Here is a 4,872-nt window from a genome sequence, read left to right as displayed (position 1 = left end):
CCGCAATGGTTGCGGTCGCCACGCCGTGCTGGCCCGCGCCGGTTTCCGCGATCACGCGCGGCTTGCCCATGCGCCTGGCGAGCAGCGCCTGGCCGATCACGTTATTGATCTTGTGGGCGCCGGTGTGGTTCAGGTCTTCACGCTTGAAGAAAACCTGCGCCCCGCCGAGCATTTCGCTCCAACGCTGCGCGTGATAAATCGGGGACGGTCGGCCGACGAAATGCTTCAATTCGCGCTCGTATTCAGCGACGAATTCCGGGTCTTTCTGGTATTTCTCGTACGCGGCACGCAACTCGTCGAGCGCATGAACCAGCGTTTCGGCGACGAACACGCCGCCATATTGGCCGAAATGGCCTCTTTCGTCAGGTAAGTTATACATGATGATCACTCTTCTCAGTGTGGCGCACGGTTTTGGTATGAGAAAACCGCGCCGCCTGAATCATTCGGCGTCTGCCGCGCGCACTGCGCGTACGAACGCCGCCATCCGGGCGTGATCTTTCACGCCCTTGGCGCCCGGCGCTTCGATGCCGCTCGAGACATCGACCGCGTACGGGCGCACGCGATGGATCGCATCACTGACGTTTTGCGCGTTCAACCCACCACTCAAAACGGCCCGACGCGCGAGCTCTGCTGGAATAAGTGACCAATCGAAAACCTTCCCGCCGCCGCCATAGCCTTCGACATGGGTGTCGAACAGGAGGCCGCTGGCTGCTGCATAGTTAAGCGCTGATTTTACCAAATCAGCCGGTTGAGTATCCGCCGCGATTCGCAACGCGCGCAACCAAGGCAAACCCGCAACGCCAGCAAGGGATTCGCACTGCGCAGCGGTTTCGTCGCCATGGAATTGCAGCAGGTTAAGCCCAACATTGCTGACGACTTCGCGAATCCAGTCGGGCGTTGCGTTCACGAACAGGCCGACTACCGACACGAACGGCGGCACGTCGTGCACCAGCTCGACTGCCTGGGCGACGCTGACCGAACGCGGGCTCGGCGGATAGAACACCAGGCCGATCGCGTCTGCGCCGAGGTCGATCGCGTGGGCGACGTCTTCCGGCTTCGACAGGCCGCACAGCTTGATACGGGTGCGATGCGGTGCGGCTTGTTGCGGCATGCCGGCGTTAGCGTCGGCCGCCAGATTTTCGGTTGATTTCATGTTTGCGCTTGCTCGGTCCATACGGTGCTCCACGGCACGCTGCCGGTCTGCGGCGCGGGCACGGCGAATTGCTCAGGATAGCCCACCTGCGCCAGATACAGGCCGTCAGGCATGAAGGTCGGCGCGGCACAATCGCGATCGCGGCTGGCGAGCACTTCGGCCATCCATTCAGCCGGATGGCGTCCCCGGCCGATATCGACCAGACAGCCCATCAGATTGCGCACCATATGGTGCAGGAACGCGTTCGCCCGAAAGCGGAAATGAACGAAGTCGCCCTGTTGGCGCATGTCGATCTGATAGAGCTGCTTGACCGGCGTTTTCGCCTGGCATTGCGACGAACGGAACGCCGAAAAATCGTGCTCGCCGATCAGGTGGGCGGCGGCGGCCCGCATGGCGTCGACGTCGAGCGGCGTATGCACCCAGCCGGCTCGCGTAGCCTGCATTGGCGAGCGGAACGGATGGACGTACAGGACGTAGTAATAGGTCCGCTCGAATGCCGAAAAACGGGCGTGGAACGCGTCGGGCATCGGCTTGGCCCACTGCACGGCGATCGTCTTCGGCAGAAAGGCGTTGGTGCCGCGAACCCACGAAAAATCCGTGCGATCGAGTTCAGTGTCGAAGTGCACGACCTGGCCGAGGCCGTGCACGCCGGTATCCGTGCGGCCCGCCACCACCGTCTGCACAGGCACTTGCGCGAACTCGCGCAATGCCCGTTCGAGCTCGTCCTGCACGGTCTTGCCATGCGGCTGCGACTGCCAGCCGCAGAATGCCGAGCCGTCGTACTGGACGCCTAGCGCAATACGCTTCACGACAACGGGGCGAGCGTCGAGAGCAGCGCGCGGGCCTCGGTGCGCGTGGCCGGATCGTTCGCTTCGATCACTTCGTTGATGAGCAAGCGCGCGCCGGACAGATCGCCGAGGTCGATATATTCTGCCGCCAGATCGAGCTTGTTGCGGGCGATGCGGCTGAGATCGGCTTGGGTAAAGGCGGGCAACGGCTGAGCCGGACTCGGCGGCAACTCGAGATCGAAGTCGAGCTTCAACGCGCCGAAACCGATCGCGCCTAGGCCGGCCGCGCCCAGACCGGTCGCGCCGAGGCCCGCGCCGGCTGCGCGGCCTGCGGTGCCGGCGGAGATTTCGTCGGCGATATGCGGGGCGTCGTCCGGATCGTGAGGCGTTACGGCTTGCTGTGCGGTGGTTTCGGGGGAGGCCACCGGCTGTGTCGCCAGCGATTCAGGTGCGCTCACCGCTGTATCGGTCGATTCGACGCGCGGCGGCAATGGCATGTTCAGACTGGTGAAGGCATCGACGGCGTCGCGCGGGAACTCAGTCGGAATGAATCGCGCGGGTTGCGTTTGCGCGACGGGGGCCGGGTCGAGATTCGATGCGCCGTCAGGTGATGCGGTTTCGGCTTGCTGGTGTGGTTGCTGGTGTGGTTGCGACTCATGCGACGGCTGATATGCCGGGTCGACGTGGGCCGTGTCCTCTTGGACCGTGGGCACTGCCGGTACAGATGTGCCGGGCATCGAATGGGCCGACGTGTCGATGTACGGCTGACCGAACGGTGACGTCGTGTGCGGCTCGGCTTCACGCGGCGTGAAGTCGATGACCGGCGCGGGAGCGTCCAGATGGTTCTGCGGCACATTCGTCGACGCTGCCGGCGGCGCGGCCGACGCGCTCAATGCGGGTTCGTCGTCCCATTGCAGGCGGTGCGCAGGCGCCTCTCGCTCGAAAGTCTCGCCGACCGGCTCAAGCGACGTCAACGGCAAGGCTTCAGCACCCAGTTCCGCGGCGGCCGCAAGACTCGCCGCCGTGGTCGCGCCGTCGAGGTTTTCGTGATGAGCGGCGGGTAGCGGCTCGGATAGGGAGCCGCTGTGGGCAGCCTGGTCGACGTCTGCGCGCGGTTGCGCAGATTCAAACGGCGCGGGTGTGGCGGGGCTTTCGGGCGATGCGTGCCGGGATGCGTTGAGGTCTTGCGTGGGGGAGCTTGGGTGCGATTCGCTGGCCTCAGCTTCGCGTGCTGCTGCTGTTTGCTCTCGTGTTGCTGCCTGCTCTCCCGCTGCGGCTTCGTGTTCTGCTGCGGCGTCGTGTTCTGCTGCGTCTTTCGCTACTACATGTTCTGCTGCGGCACGCTCTTGCGCCGCTTGGTCTGCCGCCGCCCGGTCAGCTTCAGCATGCTCTGCAGTCTCACGCTCCGCCGCCGCGCGAATTTCCGCTTCGCGCGCCGCAGCCACGCGTGCCGCCACTTCACGCGCCGCTGCTTCACGCTCCGCGTCCTCACGGCCGGCCGCAGACAGTGCGACCCCATACCCTGCCACGTCGTCGCTCGTATCCGACGCTTCCCGCACAGGCATTTGTTCCCGCGTCGAGACGACATCTTCCTGCTCGGCCGTACGCGCGGAAGCCGCCGCGGCATCCTGCGCCAACGAGCCTTCGGTCGCGGCGACAGCGGCACGCTTACGCCGCCGCCCCAGAGCCGCCAGCAGCACCACCAATGCAGCGCCAATCGCCGCTGCCACGCTCAAATTCGTCTGCGAGATACCAGCGTCGTTTGACGTGGAAATCGCCGCGCTACCATGCCCCGAAACGGCCGCCGCCGATGAAGCGCTCGCGGCCGGCTGCGCACTGTTCGTCGAAGGCGCCGGCGTAGGCGGGCGCGTGCCCGTCACGGCCGCTGAGCCACCGATACCGTGTTTCTGCAGTTCCATCAGCACGCGGTTTTTCAGCGCAAGCAATTGCTGCAAGCTGGACACCTGAGTACGTGCTTGCGATGCCGGCTGCGCAGTGGCCGTAGCCGCCGCTTGCGCAGCCGCTGTGGCGGCGGCTGACGCAGCTTCCGCGGCCTCGCTGGGCGAGGGCTGGACGGCTCCCGACCAGACATGCGCGCCGCTAGCCGGCACCCCGCTTGCGGCCTGTGAACCCGCGACAGGCGCCGTCGGGACCGGTGCGGCTGTCGTCGAGCTGCCCGGCGTGGCCGGACTTGCTTCAGCCGCCGAACTGGCCGTCCCTGAAACCGCAGGCGCGGACGGCGCTATAGCGTGCGCCGCAGCACTTGCCGCGCTTGCCGCGGCCGCATTGACCTGCGCCACGCCGCTCGCCACGCCAACCGCCGCACCGGTCGTCGCCGCGCTCGGTGCGGTGGGTGCGCTCGGCGCGGCAGCAGCCGCAGCCGTGGCGGTAGATGGCGCAGCAGACGCGGACCCCGCAACCGGCGCGGAAGCCACCAGAGCCCCCGACGCATCCAGCGCCGGAATCGTCAACACCGCGCCTACGCGCATCCGGCTCGGATCATTTTTCATGAAGCCGCCCGGATTCGCATCGAACAGCGCGCGCGAAGCGCGTGCGAGCGTCGCCCGATCGCGCGACTGCGTGACGGCAATCGCGACGTCGTTCAACGATTGACCAGGCTTCACCGTATATTGACTGCCGGCGGCATAGGAAACGGAGGAGCCCTCCGGTGTGCTTGCGGCGTCGTCCGGCGCTGCCACTGCGTTGCCTGCGCCGACACCGACGCCAGCCAGCGCAAAAGTCAGCGCGGCCGCGACCGTCAAGTGGACCGTACCTCGATACATAGACATAGCCCGAAGGGAAGAGAGTCGAAGGTTCATCGGGACTCCTGGCGCGTCAGCGCGCAGCCCTTTTTTGCGGTTGAGAAGAGACAAGATAATCGGAGCACACAATGAAAAAAGCGCCGCGCAAGCGCGACGCTTCTTGAGTTTT

4 protein-coding genes are annotated in these 4,872 nt (G+C 65.7%); all 4 read right to left on the bottom strand.

Annotated features, from left to right (window positions below; translation table 11 throughout):
• A partial coding sequence (locus tag QOC89_RS11595) for a pyridoxal-phosphate dependent enzyme (protein WP_323045142.1) occupies nucleotides 1–379 on the bottom strand: 379 nt, incomplete at its 3' end.
• A 60-nt stretch (nucleotides 380–439) separates the two neighbouring features.
• Nucleotides 440–1,153: a phosphoribosylanthranilate isomerase gene (locus tag QOC89_RS11590; protein ID WP_323045141.1), complete on the bottom strand. Its 714-nt coding sequence runs from the start codon at nucleotides 1,151–1,153 to the stop codon at nucleotides 440–442.
• Nucleotides 1,150–1,962 carry a tRNA pseudouridine(38-40) synthase TruA gene (gene truA / locus QOC89_RS11585; protein ID WP_323045140.1) on the bottom strand — a complete coding sequence of 271 codons (813 nt, stop codon included), beginning with the start codon at nucleotides 1,960–1,962 and terminating at the stop codon, nucleotides 1,150–1,152. The genes QOC89_RS11590 and truA overlap by 4 nt, the downstream gene beginning before the upstream one ends.
• On the bottom strand, nucleotides 1,959–4,760 hold the full coding sequence (locus QOC89_RS11580; RefSeq protein WP_323045139.1) for a FimV/HubP family polar landmark protein: 2,802 nt from the start codon (nucleotides 4,758–4,760) through the stop codon (nucleotides 1,959–1,961). The genes truA and QOC89_RS11580 overlap by 4 nt, the downstream gene beginning before the upstream one ends.
• Nucleotides 4,761–4,872: the final 112 nt, after the last annotated feature.

The organism is Paraburkholderia sp. (assembly GCF_034668105.1).
GTDB lineage: Bacteria > Pseudomonadota > Gammaproteobacteria > Burkholderiales > Burkholderiaceae > Paraburkholderia.
Note: the sequence above shows the minus strand (reverse complement) of the source record. Positions and strands in the feature narration are given on the sequence as shown.